15 protein-coding genes are annotated in these 12,909 nt (G+C 42.2%); 5 read left to right on the top strand and 10 right to left on the bottom strand.

Going from position 1 to position 12,909, the window contains the following annotated elements; genetic code table 11:
• Positions 1-4 precede the first annotated feature (4 nt).
• Entirely contained in the window at positions 5-397 is a 393-nt protein-coding gene (locus LEP1GSC050_RS19920; RefSeq protein WP_010570120.1) for an OsmC family protein, read from the top strand.
• 12 nt (positions 398-409) lie between these two features.
• A complete protein-coding gene (locus tag LEP1GSC050_RS19915; RefSeq protein ID WP_010570119.1) occupies positions 410-625 on the top strand; it encodes a (4Fe-4S)-binding protein in 216 nt (71 codons plus the stop codon).
• Positions 626-809: 184 nt separating this feature from the next.
• On the opposite strand, the gene LEP1GSC050_RS19910 is transcribed toward LEP1GSC050_RS19915, so the two are convergent.
• From LEP1GSC050_RS19910 to LEP1GSC050_RS19870, 9 genes are all read right to left on the bottom strand, one after another.
• The gene (locus tag LEP1GSC050_RS19910; RefSeq protein ID WP_010570118.1) at positions 810-1,307 is read right to left on the bottom strand and encodes a DUF3237 domain-containing protein; all 498 of its coding nucleotides are present in this window, start codon (positions 1,305-1,307) and stop codon (positions 810-812) included.
• A gap of 19 nt (positions 1,308-1,326) precedes the next feature.
• Entirely contained in the window at positions 1,327-1,584 is a 258-nt protein-coding gene (locus LEP1GSC050_RS19905) for a zinc ribbon domain-containing protein (RefSeq protein ID WP_010570117.1), read from the bottom strand.
• A 32-nt stretch (positions 1,585-1,616) separates the two neighbouring features.
• Complete coding sequence (locus tag LEP1GSC050_RS19900; RefSeq protein WP_010570116.1) at positions 1,617-2,204, bottom strand: TetR/AcrR family transcriptional regulator; 588 nt, start codon at positions 2,202-2,204, stop codon at positions 1,617-1,619.
• A gap of 348 nt (positions 2,205-2,552) precedes the next feature.
• Positions 2,553-3,425, bottom strand: a complete 873-nt coding sequence (locus LEP1GSC050_RS19895; RefSeq protein WP_010570115.1) for an efflux RND transporter periplasmic adaptor subunit — start codon at positions 3,423-3,425, stop codon at positions 2,553-2,555.
• A gap of 3 nt (positions 3,426-3,428) precedes the next feature.
• A complete protein-coding gene (locus LEP1GSC050_RS19890; RefSeq protein ID WP_010570114.1) occupies positions 3,429-5,771 on the bottom strand; it encodes an ABC transporter permease in 2,343 nt (780 codons plus the stop codon).
• Entirely contained in the window at positions 5,765-6,496 is a 732-nt protein-coding gene (locus LEP1GSC050_RS19885; RefSeq protein WP_010570113.1) for an ABC transporter ATP-binding protein, read from the bottom strand. The genes LEP1GSC050_RS19890 and LEP1GSC050_RS19885 overlap by 7 nt, the downstream gene beginning before the upstream one ends.
• A gap of 149 nt (positions 6,497-6,645) precedes the next feature.
• The gene (locus tag LEP1GSC050_RS19880) at positions 6,646-7,023 is read right to left on the bottom strand and encodes a cysteine rich repeat-containing protein (RefSeq protein ID WP_010570112.1); all 378 of its coding nucleotides are present in this window, start codon (positions 7,021-7,023) and stop codon (positions 6,646-6,648) included.
• Between the two features lie 54 nt (positions 7,024-7,077).
• Complete coding sequence (locus LEP1GSC050_RS19875; protein ID WP_010570111.1) at positions 7,078-7,518, bottom strand: SRPBCC family protein; 441 nt, start codon at positions 7,516-7,518, stop codon at positions 7,078-7,080.
• Positions 7,515-7,823, bottom strand: coding sequence for an ArsR/SmtB family transcription factor (locus LEP1GSC050_RS19870; protein ID WP_010570110.1), 309 nt, complete (start codon positions 7,821-7,823; stop codon positions 7,515-7,517). The genes LEP1GSC050_RS19875 and LEP1GSC050_RS19870 overlap by 4 nt, the downstream gene beginning before the upstream one ends.
• 245 nt (positions 7,824-8,068) lie before the next feature.
• On the opposite strand from LEP1GSC050_RS19870, the gene LEP1GSC050_RS19865 reads away from it, so the two are divergent.
• From LEP1GSC050_RS19865 to LEP1GSC050_RS21250, 3 genes are all read left to right on the top strand, one after another.
• Entirely contained in the window at positions 8,069-10,078 is a 2,010-nt protein-coding gene (locus LEP1GSC050_RS19865; RefSeq protein ID WP_010570109.1) for a methyl-accepting chemotaxis protein, read from the top strand.
• A gap of 158 nt (positions 10,079-10,236) precedes the next feature.
• Positions 10,237-10,488 (top strand): cyclic nucleotide-binding domain-containing protein, encoded by a 252-nt coding sequence (locus LEP1GSC050_RS21180; RefSeq protein WP_020987887.1) that lies wholly within the window; start codon positions 10,237-10,239, stop codon positions 10,486-10,488.
• A 44-nt stretch (positions 10,489-10,532) separates the two neighbouring features.
• Entirely contained in the window at positions 10,533-10,829 is a 297-nt protein-coding gene (locus LEP1GSC050_RS21250) for a Crp/Fnr family transcriptional regulator (protein ID WP_020987841.1), read from the top strand.
• 44 nt (positions 10,830-10,873) lie between these two features.
• Here LEP1GSC050_RS21250 and LEP1GSC050_RS19855 read toward each other — a convergent pair whose 3' ends face one another.
• Complete coding sequence (locus LEP1GSC050_RS19855; protein ID WP_010570108.1) at positions 10,874-12,877, bottom strand: hybrid sensor histidine kinase/response regulator; 2,004 nt, start codon at positions 12,875-12,877, stop codon at positions 10,874-10,876.
• Positions 12,878-12,909: the final 32 nt, after the last annotated feature.

Raw genomic sequence — 12,909 nt, 5'->3', positions numbered from 1 at the left:
TTTTATGAGCGACGTCGAAGTAACCGTAACTAGCACTCCTGAAAATTATAAAACGATTCTTAAAGCTTCCCTTCATGAATTGATTGCTGACGAATCCAAAGAGAATGGGGGTCAGGATCTGGGGCCCTCTCCGCATGAATACCTTCTTCTTGCCTTAGGCGCTTGCACAAGTATTACCCTTAGGATGTATGCCGAGGTAAAAAAAATGGATCTTCAAAATGTTTCGGTCGTACTGAATCTGACTAAAGGAAAGGATCATACCGAAATCGAACGCATTGTCACTGTCCAGGGAAATTTGAACGAAAAAGAGCGGGAAAGATTATTACACGCGGCAAACGCCTGCCCTATACATAAGGTATTAACTTCCCCAATTAAGATCGATACAAAACTTTTTTGAAGGATAATCTCGATGAAAGACATTACTAAAAAATACAATAACGGAGAAATTACCGTAGTTTGGAAGCCGGGGATTTGCATTCATTCCGGAATTTGTTTTCGCGGGTTGCCGGAAGTCTTCGATCCAAGGAAATCTCCCTGGGTTACGCTGGAGGGAACTTCGTCCGCGGATGTTGTTGCACAAATTCGAAAATGTCCTTCCGGTGCGCTTAGCCTCGAACAAACCTAAGCTTTTTGAATCGATCGCATTTAAGCGATTTTGATTCTTTTCAAAGATAGTTGCTCCGTTTGTTCGATTCTATGTCGAGTAGACTTATCTAATCGATTTGCTTGTTAACGGGAAGACACGGCTTTCGGCTTCGAAGAATCTCATTCTTTAATGGAAATTCCGAAGTCGTGCCGTAGCTTTCAATTCATCGTATCGCATATAGATCGTATACAACGTATCCGGCTTCCCCTCCTTTGATGGCCGAAACTTTTCCGACGGCTTGTAATTGATTCAACCAGAGATATTTTTCATTGCCGGTTTGGAACGTCGGTGCGATGACGAAATACATATCCTTAGCGGTTAACGTTTCTCCACCTGACATTCGTTCAAAATTCCCGCGAGACATTCGGATGATCCCGTTATAAGACGCATATATAACAGCGTCGTCGTTCGTGACTATGGTTATGCGGGCATCAACACGCATTGTTCCATCCGGACAGATGCGCAGCCAGTCGGCCGTCGGTTGAACGATTGTACCTGAAATTTTCGGACCGTGCACCCGCCCGTCCAAGCCTGCTCTATGAATTCGTAAACTCGAATCGATTAGGTGTGGAGCTCCTGCCCCGGGAACCTGCATCGACATGAGATATTCCGTTTCAATATTCGTTTCTCGAGTTGATTCCAAAATTTGTTTTTCCTGCATAATAGTGCTCCTTCGTATTCTAAACGCCTAGTCCTTTCCAGGCCGGTTGATTCCTAAGAATGTCTCTAGCCATTCGTATTGACGCTTCCTCGGTGATTCCCTGCGATTCCTCGAATTGCTTTGCATTCATTGCAAGAATTGTCTGGAAAGGAAGAAGTTTTCCCGTCGGGTCAGTACAGTATCTACAATAGATCTGCGACGGATCCCCTAATGCAAAGTCTTCCTTATTTTCAAGCGGCATCCCGCAGGAGGCGCATGATTTGCATTTCTCACTCATTGTTTTTCTCCTTACTCGTTTGAACGAGTCTACTACACATAAATTAAATTTAGAAAATGCTTGAGTAGGTAGTTTCCCTTCTCCTTTAGAATAGGAGACGTCTTACCTAGATGTTCCCTATTTACGATATAATAGTGAAGTAGTGCCATCCAGGTATTGAACAAGAGTTGCCGTTCCATTTTTTTGATTTCTCCGCGACTCATTAGAGGTTCGGCAGCCGCATACAATTTCTTCGAAACGGCGGCGTTTAACATAAAAATCGTTCCCTTTACGGTTTCCGGTAAAGAATGCATTTCCGTAAGTAAGCGGTAATAAAAGTCTTCGAATTCGCTTAGCACTTTGATATGCGCCGTTAATATCCCTTTGATTCCGGATTCTTGCTCTAAGTTGACTCTGAGTTCGTCCGAAAGCGAATGTCCAAAATCGTCGATTACCGCTAAGATTAAATCTTCACGAACGGGAAAGTGAAGGAAAACAGTGCCGTGAGAAATCTGCAGCGTCTTTGCGATATTTGCGGTAGTCGTCGCCGAGATTCCTTCCTTGGCAAATAGGTTCCGGGAAGTTTCGATCAGGTTCTGCCTAGTTTTTTCCTTTTGTTCGTGTCGAGTTAGAGGAATCATTTCGATAAGTATTTACTCACTGAGTATATACTTAGTCAATGAAAAAATCCCTATATTGAAAAATTAAAAACCATATAGATTGAAGAGGGGCGAGATTGCTCAATAATGCCGCGTCTTAGCGTTAACTGGAGACATTTCCTGCCAATTAGTCGTTTCGGAGGATATTATTATTCCTAAGATCGATATGGATGGATTATCGTTTTTTGCGGGACTTTGAATTTCGACGCTTAACAATGACTCAAATCAAGAAGACAAACATCTTCAACAATCTCTTTGTAACTTTTACAAAGTCGATCCAGGATTCCCGACGGTCTGATTTTTAGTAAAGCGACTTGAGAGATGTCGCGATTATTCCACAATCACGCCTTCTCGAATCTCTTCATTCGGATATAGAATAACTTCGTCACCGTCCTTTAAACCGCTTAGTAACAGTGAGGATTTTCCACTCCGAGCCCCGATTTGGACATGCACTTTTTTCGCCTTCCTTTTAAGGACTTGAAAGACAGCCCAATCCTCGCCGTCTCTAAAGAGAGCTGCGCTCGGAAGAATCAGGACGTTTTCCTTTCGGAAGGAAATGATTTTAGCTTTAATTTTAAACGAATCGCCCATTTCCGGAGGCGATGCGAAATCTATGATTACTCGAACCCTTTGTTCTTCGACGCCTAACGAGGAAATCTTAGTGAATGCTGAAGGCTCGATCAGCCTTACTTTTCCCGGAATCGAATCTCCTCCCCATCCGTTTATTTGGACTGGATCACCGGGATGCACATGCACACTGTCTTGGGTTAAAAGTTCACAAGAAATTTCCAAATTCTTTGTATTACCAATATCTAAAATAGGAGCGCCCATCGATATGGGGCCTTCGCTTTCCCTTTGGATCGCCAGAATCGTTCCCGAAATCGGCGCTAAGACCTTTCTGTCGTAATCCCATTTGACGACGGCGACGGTGTCGCCCTTTGCGACCCTGTCTCCGATATGTTTATCGACTCTGAGGAGAATTCCCGTTACAGGAGAATACAAAGTGAACTTTTCCTTGACTCGAGTCGTTCCTTCTTCCTCCACGATTTGCTCGTAGTTTCCTCGGCGGACGGCTGCTTTTTCCGAGACCACAGGTTTCGGTCTCAAAAAAGACCATGCAATGAGGATCAGTAAAACGACTGCGAGGGCAATTCTGGTTTTTTTATTATGATAGATGGATAAAGCTGTTTCTTTTAAATTCATGAATTATTCTCTTATTTTTAAAACGGAAATTAAGTCCATCGATTTCACTTTTAAATAAAGTATCCAAAAGCTGATCGCAGACGTGGCGAGAACCGTCATGATTGCGATGAAATACGTTTTCTCGGAGATATACAGAGGGATTTTAAATCCTTCGGTTTGAATCGTGCTTAGCAACGCATAACCGAAACCGTATCCGAATAAGCAACCCAAGGGTATAGAGAGGAGAATTTCTATAGCGAGTTCTCCCGATAGGATCATGAAGACTTCCTCTTTAGTAAACCCCAGGATTCGTAGGCTGCCTAATTCGAAGACTCGTTCCGATAGCACGATTAAGGCGGTATTATAAACCACTCCGACAGAAATGATGCAAGCGAAAATAATTATTATGACGGCAGCCGCGATAACGCTTTTGGATATGGTATCATAAAATATTTTCAGCGTTCTTTCCCGAGTTGAGACGCCGGAAATTTTAGGATAATTTTTTAGTTCGTTTAATAACTGTTCCTCCTTGAGGGAATCGGTGCGAAGCGCCATTAAGTTTATGAGATCTCCTTCTCGGAGCAATCTATTTACCGACGATTTTTCCATATACGCGCCTTGACCCAGTATCTCGTCTATCATTCCGGTTACTTCCACCTCTGCAGTTTCGCGCTTACCTTCTAAAATTTCCAGCTGTAAGCGATCCCCTTTTTTGATTCCAAGCTTCTTAGCAACTTTCGCATTAAGTAGAACTCCGTCTCCCGGTGGAGATACAAAGTCTCCCGTTTCGTTCATCAATTTTCTTAATTCGGAATTCTCAGGAAGGCCCATAAGCAGAAGTTCTTTATTCAAATTTCCGAATATGATTCGGATCGGAACCGTTCTAAAGCCTTCCGCCGATAAGACTCCATCTTTATCCGCTACTTCAATTATCGAATGCGATGAAACTGCGTTCAAAAAATTAAGAGTGACCGAATCCCTTTGTAAGTACTCGAACTGAACTTTTAGAATGTAATCCATCGTATCGCGAGTGAACAAACCTAGGATCATGATCATTACGGAGCAGGAAACTCCTAAAATCGATAGGAACGTCCTACCGGGTCTCCTCGTTAAATTTCTTAACATGATTCGATATATTGCGGAGAAATTTTTTATATACCCTTCCAGAAAATTTCGGGAATACGATTCCGGAATCGGCGGTCTCATCGCTTGTGCGGGTTGGAGCATGATTGCATTTCTTACGGAAAGCAACGATCCAACGCCCCCCGCAGCAAAACCGATTAGAATTCCCTGGAAAATCAAACTTGGATCCAACACAAATTGTAATTTCGGAAATTTAAAATACTCGCCGTAGAGAGCTACCATTTTGGTTCCTAAGTAAATACCGAAGGCGATTCCCAAAACTGAACCCAATAAGCTGATTAAGGATATTATTTTTAAGTAATGCAGTCCGATCGCAGTATTGCCGTACCCGATCGCCTTTAGGGTGGCAATCTGTTCTCTTTGTTTGGAAATAATTCTAGTGGAAACTATATGAAGTAGGAAAGCGGCGACTCCCAGGAAAATCAACGGCAGGGAGAACGCAGTGGTTTTTAATTGTTTAAACTTATCCCGCAAAAACGAGTGAGATGGAAGTTTGTCCCTGTCGTAAGAGCCTAATCCTCCATAAGGTTCTAATAGTCGGTCCACTTCCTTTAATACGAAATTCTTATCCGCATCCGGAGTGAAATTAAAGACTATATCATTGATTGCCCCCTGCATATTAAAAATATCTTCCGCATTTTCCCTTTGCATCCACAGGATTCCATAGTGCTTATCGTCAGGGAGGAAATTAGAAGGGCGAAATACGTAGACGAATTCGGGGGAGAGGGCGATTCCGGCAACGATCAGGATTTTTCTCTGCCCTTCTAATATCGCCACTATTTTAGAATTAACTTTTAACAGATTAGTCGCGGCGAATGCATCGCTGATAACTACTTCGTCCTTATTCTTTGGGAGAGCGCCATGTGTAAGCGCTAACGTACTGAGTCCTTCTGTTAAGCTGATAACTCTTCCTCCGCTCGGGACTGACTCGGTTTCAAAGTCCAGGACGACGTCTTTTACAATTCTACCTTCCGAAGCTGCAACGCCCGGTATTTTCGAAATTTCCGAAAGAATTGAATTCGGGGCTTTGTTAAGCGATACGAATCCTTGTGCAAGAGAATAGTCTGCGTAAAAGCGATCGCGAGCGTTTAGTAGAGAGTTGTAAGCGCTTAAAGAGGTGAGAAATACGGCGATACCGGAGGCGACAACAAGTGTGATCGTGATTGCTTGGGATTTTAAAGCTAAAAATTCCCTAAATACTTTCTTATCTAACGTTTTCACCAATGCAGGCTAGCCGTGGAAAGTTTATTCTTATTTAATTTGTCCGAAATGATTCTTCCATCCCTCATTTCAACTACGCGATCCGCTATCGCTGCGATTCCGACATTGTGAGTAATAATAATCGTAGTTGTCCCTAATTCTCTGTTGATTTTAGATATGGCATCCAGGACGATTTTTCCGGTAGTAAAATCCAGGGCTCCTGTGGGCTCGTCGCATAGCAGAATTTCGGGCTTCTTTACGATCGCCCGAGCGATTGCGACTCTCTGTTGCTCTCCTCCGGAAAGCTGAGCAGGAAAATGGTCCTTTCGATCCGCAAGACCGACTAAGTCCAACGCCTCCATCGGTCTCATCGGATTTGAAGAGATATCGGTAACCAACTGCACATTCTCCTCCGCAGTTAAGCTCGGAATAAGATTATAAAATTGGAATACAAATCCTATGTATTTTCTTCGGAATTCCGTAAGATCCTCGTCCCTATCTGTCTGCAAAGGTTGATTATTAAAATAAGCTTCCCCTGACGTGGGGGTATCCAATCCACCCAGGATATTCAATAGAGTCGATTTGCCGCTTCCGCTTGGTCCCAACATGACTACAAACTCCGATTTTAGGAATTTTAAATTGATGTCCGTAAGAGCTTGAACTTTGATTTCTCCCATATCATAAATTTTTGCCAATCCTACGGTTCTGAATACGACGAATTCCTCTGATTTCGACCGGAGTTTCTTCATTTTAAACGATTCTCGGATAAAGTTTGAAAGAGAAAAGTTATTTATTCGAAAACAAATGCTGATAAATGATAACTTCCGAAAGAATTCATCTTTTTAAAAACTCCGGATATGAGACACGTACGATCGTAGATTTAGAATCGGTTTATTCTTCAGTTGAGCGGTTTATACAACTCTTTTAAAGTCTCCTTGCAGAAGGTGGAAATTTCGGTTTCACGATCTTTTAAGCATTTTATAATTCGACCTCCTCCGGGAACCACCCATCGACAGAATTTGGCTCGATCATCTTTGCATGATTCCATTTTAGTTTTGAATTCTTCGATAAGCGATCCTAATTGATGCTTGCAGGAGGAAGATAATCTGGATTCGTCCTTTTTTAAACATTCCATGAGTTGATTCAGGATGTTTCGATCTTGACAAAAAGTCCCTATTTCTTTTTGACAGAGACCCAATGGAGGTTCCTTTTTCGGGGCCGCATCGATCGCGAAGTAAATAGGGATAATCAGTGTAAAGAAATAGAACGATTTCATTTTAAATGCAGGGATTTCGGTTTTTTGCGACTATGCTCGGACGGACTTTTTATACTAACTTTTCCCGATCGATAAATCTAAGAATTCTTTTAACTGTTTTTCGATTATCTGAGTCCATCCGGCTACGAAATTATCCCGTTTTAAATCCGGATTCTGGCTCGGAAATGTTTCTAAACCGGAATGCGTCAAACGAATTCGCGTCGAGTCACCTTCGGGAAATAGCTCAAAGGTTACATAGGATTCTCCCGCGTATCCTTCATAGCGCCAACTATATGCAATTTTCAGACCTTCGACGACTTCCGTGATTTTGCATAAATGGACATATTTCTTTTCATCCAAACCGGCAGCGAACTGAAATTCGAAGCCGACTTCGGGCTTGAAAGTAGGTAAATCGAAATACCATTTTTTCATTTCGTCTTTATTAGTTATCGCTTTCCATACTCGAGGAGTCGATGCCTTCACCGTTATTTCTTTAATTACGGATTCCTTATTCATTCTTCGCTCTCCAAATAATCTTTTAAAGAAAGTAGTTTTTTGTCCCAAAATCTGCGGTAGAACTCCACCCAGTCGAAGACTTCTTTCAGTTTTTTCAAATTAGCTTCACAATACCGTTCGCGACCGCTTTGCTTGATCGTTATTAGTCCGCATTCCTGGAGTATTTTAATATGCTTCGATATGGAAGGCCTACTTATTTCGAAATTAGCAGTCACTCCGTTCAAAGTTAGGGGTTTTACGGAAAGCAAGCGAATGATCTCTCGCCTTGTAGGATCGGCAATTGCTTGAAATACGTCTCGTCTCATATATGTAGCCGTTTGGCTACATATATATATTACAGTTCTCTTCGTCAACTTTTTTACCTCTTCATGAAGAGTTAAGTTTTTGATATTTTAAGAACTCTCCTTTACATTCCGCATTTTGAGCCTTCGAAATTTATTTACATTCGTTAATAACGAATTCGAAGGCAAAAGAAGTCTCACGTATAAGAGTGATACTTCGGACTAGGTCTCTTTTATCCTAACTCGAATATCCGATCCGGGAGTCGATTATGAAAAAGGCAGGTCTCAAATTCATTTTAATAGGTTGGAGTGTCGGCATAATAGCGATTCTGACTTCTTTGATCGCAGGAACCGCCTATTTCTTAGGCAGTAAGAAAATTACGGAACATTATCAGGATCAGATGAGAACAGTAGCGAAAATAGTCGCAATGGACTTCGATAATTTTCTAATATCACACGCAAATATGGCCCAAACGCTGGCAGCGGACGAACGTACTATTCAGTCGATTCAAAGCGGAAGGCCGCTCGCGAGTTCATACTTTAAGGAAATTTTCGATCGTTATAAAGTATATGAGAACATCTTTATATACGGTTCTGGCCCCGATTCATTTGTAGTCGCGGACTCTTTGGACGGAAAAACTTTGGGATACGGTAAAACACCGGAGCAGAGGGAAGACCTTCGGAATTTTTTCAATTCGTTGCAAAATCAAAAAATTTCGATAAGCCGTGCTAAAAAATCCCCTATTAGCGGAAATTCAGTCGTAGTGTTATCGACTCCAATCCGTCGGAACGGAGTTTTTATCGGCGTACTTTGCATTGCACTTTCATTAGGAAGTATTTCTGAACAGCTTATTGCAAACGCTCAATTGGGAAGGGAAGGATACGTTTCCATCGTGGAGCAGGAAGGCCGGATCATCGCACATAAAGTTAAGGACTTAATTTTGAAAGTGGATATTTCAAAGGAGAGTTTCGGAGAAAAGTTGATGTCATTAAAAGACGGCGAAATAATGCAATTTTACTTCGGTGGCCAGGATCGTTTCGCCACACTTAAACGCCTGGATCACTGGAAATTGAATGTGGTGGCAGTTCAACCGTTCGGAGAAATATCGGATTCGTTAAACGAACTTATCCTGGGAATCTTTTTAGTTTCGATAATGATTGCCTCCGCCTCGGGGATATTTCTTTATCGTTTGCTGAATAAGAGATTAAGCCCTTTGAGCTCCGTAAGTCGAGTGCTTAAAAGAATGTCGGACGGAGATCTGACCGAACAAATTGATGCACATTATAAGGACGAGATCGGAATCATGAGCCGGGATATGAATTCGTTCATAAAAACGATCGCAGGTTCATTGAAGAATGTTCAGCATATTGCGATAGATTTGGCGACATCGGCTAATCAATTGAGTGCTTCTTCCCAATCGTTTGCAACTGTAGCGCAGTCCACCGCGGCCTCCTCCGAACAAATGTCCGCGACGACCGAAGAGATGAGCGCAGGTATGGAAAATATCGCGGACAAAGTGAAAAACCAATTCGAGAACATCCATGATTTTCATTCCAAAATAAAGGACTTATCCAAGGGCGTGAGGAAAATCGGTACGGAAATTCAAAACTCTTTGGAAAAAGCCAATACGATTTCATCGGAAGCCAAAAAAGGAGAAGAGTCTTTGGTATTGATGGATTCCACTTTAAATAATATTCTTAAATCATCCGAGCAGATGTCGGAAATCATACATATAATCAACGAAATCTCCGATCAAACGCAGCTACTCTCCTTAAACGCAGCCATCGAAGCAGCTAGGGCCGGTGGGGCAGGGAAAGGGTTTGCAGTAGTTGCGGACGAAATTTCGAAGCTTTCCGAAAAAACGGCCTCTTCGATAAAGTCCATCTCGGTAATGCTGGGAAAGAATAAATCCGAATTAACGAACGGCGTAAACGGGGTGAGGTCATCGGTGGAAACGATTCATAATATAATTGCTAACATAGACGCGATGGCGGACGATATGCAGCACCTTTATGATATCACTTCCGCGCAAGAATCGCTGAATGTGGAGGTGGATAAACAATCCGATAAGATCGGGGCAGAGGCCGAGGCCGTAAAACTTTCGATCCAAGAGCAAAAAAGGGCGGTACGCGAAATTACGGAAGTCATATTTCGCTGGAACGAAGAGGCCTTAGGCACCGCTTCCAGTTCGGAGGAAGTTTCAGCGACGTCTATGAGCCTCTCTTCGAATGCCGAAACGTTGAAAAAGATCGCGGATCAATTTAAGATTCATAATTGAAACTGTATTTCATCGAAGTCCTTAACGTTCCGGACAAGATCGACCACTTTTTCGAATGGATAGAAACGTAAAGGCGGCTCCTTCCTGGAATAAAGCGAACAAATCTTGATTTTTGACGGATCGGTGTATAGTAACGTCGAAAACTCGGAAGGTTTCGTATGATCAATCTACATTTAATCGAGGAGATTAAGAGAAAAATCCCGGAATTAGAAAAGAATTGGTCGAAATACGAGCCCAAGTTTCGGGAGATGAAGATTCCCGCTAAAACCGTTTTGATCCGGAAGGGAGAATTTACAAAAACGATATATATCGTTAAGAAAGGTTGTCTTCGCTTGTGGTTTGACGGCCAAGGAAAGGACATTACCATCGGGTTTTTCTTTGAAAATAGACCTTCTTACCTCCATTTATAGCTATAGAGGTAAGGATATAAACTAGCGAGTTTATCCTGGAGAGCTTGGAACCTACCGAATTATACTTCATAACCGAACAAGATGCCGCCCAGATTTATAGAGAGAATGAAGGGATTGTCGAATATTTACGTGAATTCGCCATGGAACGCTTCGATGCATATATGGTGCTTTTCTTATCGAGAATTAGGGACAGTCCCGAACAACGATATTTGAATTTGGTTAAACAACAACCTGATATTCTGACTCGAGTTCCCCAGCATTATATAGCGTCTTATTTGGGAATCACTCCCGTTTCCTTAAGCAGGATTAGAAACCGAGTTTGGAAGGAGCATAAATTATAATATTCTATTTAAATATAAATGTAATTTAGATGGGATGTCGGAAGTCAAATCTCTCTCAATATTCTCAAAATTTCTTCGAACTTATACGGTTTTTGAATCGTATATTTTAGCCCGATATTTTCGATTTCAGGCCTTAATTGAGGATCAATATATCCGCTTGCTAGGATTAAGGTTTTGGAAGAGTCCATCGATCTAAGTTTTCTCAAAACCTCGATTCCGTTTACTTTAGGAAGATTTAAATCGCATAAAACGACTTGTATCTTATCTCTGTTTGCTGAAAAGACCGACAATGCTTCTTCTCCATCCTTTGCGGAAAGCAGATTGTATCCGAAGTGTGAAAGGTAGTTTGTCAGAGGTTCCAGTATCATTTCCTCGTCCTCTATGAGAAGAATCCACTCCCCGTTTCCGTGTCGAGCGTTTTCGACTTTGTCAAGTGTACGAAGAGATTTCGGTTTTTGAGTTTCGACTGGTAGGTATATGCTGAACTTCGTTCCCTGGCCTAGCACGCTTTCAACGGTTATAAACCCTTTATGATTTTCAACTATTCCTTCTACTAAGGATAGACCGAGTCCAGTTCCTTTTCCTAAAGCTTTAGTCGTGAAAAAAGGATCGAAAATTCTCCGTTTCGTTTCCTCATTCATTCCGATTCCGGTGTCGCTGATTTCCAACAAAGCGAATCTCTTTTGCGATACTATCGGGTCTTCGGATGAAAAAGAAGCTCGATCAACTTCTTTCATACCTATCGTGAGTTTCCCTCCCTTTTGCATGGCATCCTTGGCATTGAGAATTAAGTTAATGAAAATTTGATGAATTTGCGTATAGTCCGCATTGATTCGTATCGGATCCGATTGAAAATCGGCTTCGATTAAGATGGATTTCGGAAAAGTGGACTTGGCGATATTTAACGCCTCCCGAACTACTTCGTTTAACGAAATAAGTTGAAAGAACGATTCCGATTTTCTCGCTAATGTCAGTAGCTGCTTAACTAACGAAGCTCCTCGTTCGGCTGTATTTCGAATTACCTCAACGGATTGCATAATTTTTTGCGGATCATATTTATTCTGCTCCAATATGGAAGAAAATCCCATAATAACCGTAAGTATATTGTTGAAGTCATGGGCGACTCCTCCCGCGAGAGAACCTATCGACTCCATTCTTTGCGAATGAGCCAACTGCTTTTCAAGTTCGTGCTGTTTCGTCACATCCCGGGCGACGCCTACGATTCGATCCACTTTTCCATCGGAGCCGATTACTTTAAACGAATGAGCGCGTATCCAACGTTCGGAACCGTCCGCGCGTACGATTCTGAATTTTTCGTTCATACCGCCTTGTTCGTTTTGTTTTCTAATATTCGGAAAAACTAGATGTAAATCGTCCGAGTGGATGGAGTCCAGCCAAGAATCGGGATTTTGAAAAAGACTTTCGACCGAGCGTCCCCAAATTCTTTCATACGCCGGGCTCACGTATAAGAGACGATTCGTTTCGGCGTCCCTCATCCAGAAAATCTCGTCGATTGTTTCCGCTAATTGGCGAAATCTCTCTTCGCTTTCTCGGAGAGCTTTTTCGGCTTGTTTACGTTCCGAAATTTCTTGTATTTGAGCTACGAAATAGTTCGGCACTCCGTTTTTGCGGACTAGTGACACATCTAGTTGAATCCAGAGATAGTGGCCGTCCTTATGCCGGTATCTTTTCTCGCGACGATAAGAGTCTAATTTGCCGCTCAATAATTCTTGAACGAGATTATAATCCTCTTCCAAATCTTGAGGATGAGTGATTGATTGAAAATCGGTTTCTTGCAGTTCCTCTTCCGAATATCCGACTATTTTGCATAACGCGGGATTTACGCTGATCCATCTTCCGTTGGGGGAAACGATTGCGAAGCCGTGAGGGGAGTGGTACATTGCCGTATGGAATCTAAGCTCGTTTTCAATAAGAGTTTTATCGAAAGAATCCGCTTCTCCGGTAGAAGGGTGCGGCGTCTCCACATATGGAGGATCGCAATCCTTACCATCCTTACCGCTCGAAGTTTGTTCTTCGCATTCTTGCATCGAAGCTCCTTTTTTCCGTTAAATCAAAGTCG

The organism is Leptospira broomii serovar Hurstbridge str. 5399, from assembly GCF_000243715.2.
GTDB classification, from domain to species: domain Bacteria; phylum Spirochaetota; class Leptospiria; order Leptospirales; family Leptospiraceae; genus Leptospira_B; species Leptospira_B broomii.
This window is presented reverse-complemented; position numbering and strand designations above follow the sequence as displayed.

Coding starts and splice junctions, on each gene's coding strand:
- LEP1GSC050_RS19885 (WP_010570113.1), bottom strand. CDS start 6,496: ATGAAGAAACTCCGGTCGAAATCAGAGGAATTCGTCGTATTCAGAACC.
- LEP1GSC050_RS19875 (WP_010570111.1), bottom strand. CDS start 7,518: ATGAATAAGGAATCCGTAATTAAAGAAATAACGGTGAAGGCATCGACT.
- LEP1GSC050_RS19905 (WP_010570117.1), bottom strand. CDS start 1,584: ATGAGTGAGAAATGCAAATCATGCGCCTCCTGCGGGATGCCGCTTGAA.
- LEP1GSC050_RS19895 (WP_010570115.1), bottom strand. CDS start 3,425: ATGAATTTAAAAGAAACAGCTTTATCCATCTATCATAATAAAAAAACC.
- LEP1GSC050_RS19865 (WP_010570109.1), top strand. CDS start 8,069: ATGAAAAAGGCAGGTCTCAAATTCATTTTAATAGGTTGGAGTGTCGGC.
- LEP1GSC050_RS19920 (WP_010570120.1), top strand. CDS start 5: ATGAGCGACGTCGAAGTAACCGTAACTAGCACTCCTGAAAATTATAAA.
- LEP1GSC050_RS19900 (WP_010570116.1), bottom strand. CDS start 2,204: ATGATTCCTCTAACTCGACACGAACAAAAGGAAAAAACTAGGCAGAAC.
- LEP1GSC050_RS19855 (WP_010570108.1), bottom strand. CDS start 12,877: ATGCAAGAATGCGAAGAACAAACTTCGAGCGGTAAGGATGGTAAGGAT.
- LEP1GSC050_RS19910 (WP_010570118.1), bottom strand. CDS start 1,307: ATGCAGGAAAAACAAATTTTGGAATCAACTCGAGAAACGAATATTGAA.
- LEP1GSC050_RS19880 (WP_010570112.1), bottom strand. CDS start 7,023: ATGAAATCGTTCTATTTCTTTACACTGATTATCCCTATTTACTTCGCG.
- LEP1GSC050_RS19915 (WP_010570119.1), top strand. CDS start 410: ATGAAAGACATTACTAAAAAATACAATAACGGAGAAATTACCGTAGTT.
- LEP1GSC050_RS19870 (WP_010570110.1), bottom strand. CDS start 7,823: ATGAGACGAGACGTATTTCAAGCAATTGCCGATCCTACAAGGCGAGAG.
- LEP1GSC050_RS21180 (WP_020987887.1), top strand. CDS start 10,237: ATGATCAATCTACATTTAATCGAGGAGATTAAGAGAAAAATCCCGGAA.